Annotated in this window: 1 pseudogene; it reads left to right on the forward strand. The window is 63.8% G+C overall.

The annotated features are described in order from the left end of the window. Window positions 1-220: 220 nt before the first annotated feature. Window positions 221-508: pseudogene (locus DY467_RS25475) on the forward strand (GGDEF domain-containing protein); the annotation flags it as partial.

The following is a 508-nucleotide window of genomic DNA, read 5'->3' on the forward strand; positions in this document are numbered from 1 at the left end:
CCCGCGACACGTCGTCTGAAGCTGGCGATCACTCGCACCTGCCGGCGTTCTTGTTGCGCCCCGTGCGCGCGCGGGGCTGACCTGCGCTTGGAACCTGAAGGCGTTTAACCACGCCTTCACCCACCGACCTTAGGTTCACGCCGTTTCAGGGCGATGCGTTGAGAAACGCCGGATCGGAGGGTGGCTGGTGGCCGCTAAGCAGGACGACCACAACCGCACCATGGCCTATGCCGAGGTCGCTCTCTCCCAGATCAAGGCGCTCCGACAAAGCGCGGCTCCGCGCAACTACGAGATCTGGTACATCTACGCAACCGGCCATAATCCGGCGCTGAACAAGGCGATCAACGACACGCTGACACAGCGCGGTCGCCTCAGCGACGCCGATCTCGACCAACTCTACGACGATTACTTGTCGCAAGGGCAGACGACCGACCGGATCGACCGGATCGGCGAACGGGTCGCCAGCGAGGTCGACGACATCATGGTGTTGCTCGCCGAGACGCTCGGC

The sequence above is a fragment of the Rhodopseudomonas sp. BR0G17 genome (genome assembly GCF_010907025.1).
GTDB classification, from domain to species: Bacteria; Pseudomonadota; Alphaproteobacteria; order Rhizobiales; family Xanthobacteraceae; genus Rhodopseudomonas; species Rhodopseudomonas palustris_H.